The sequence below is a fragment of the Halomonas sp. SIMBA_159 genome (assembly GCF_046536035.1).
In the GTDB taxonomy this organism is placed as follows: domain Bacteria; phylum Pseudomonadota; class Gammaproteobacteria; order Pseudomonadales; family Halomonadaceae; genus Vreelandella; species Vreelandella venusta_A.
Window position 1 is genome coordinate 1 of the sequence record NZ_JAWJBT010000897.1, and the last position, 260, is coordinate 260.

General features: G+C 58.8%; 1 pseudogene. It reads left to right on the forward strand.

Annotated features, from left to right (window positions below):
• Window positions 1-260: pseudogene (locus R0J87_RS21845) on the forward strand (F0F1 ATP synthase subunit alpha); the annotation flags it as partial.

The window sequence follows — 260 nt, forward strand, 5'->3', positions numbered from 1 at the left end:
CTTCAGGCGGGTGATCCGGTTGAGCGCTGTGGCCATGTGGTCGATGTGCCTGTGGGTGAGCGTCTGCTTGGCCGGATCATTGATCCGACCGGCAGACCCCTTGATCATCGGGGTGAACTGCTGACCGGAGCCCGTTTGCCGGTTGAACAGCCCGCACCGCATATCATGGACCGGGCTGCTGTGACTGTCCCTTTGCAAACCGGGATTAAAGTGATTGATGCCCTGATCCCCGTTGGACGCGGACAGCGTGAGTTAATTTT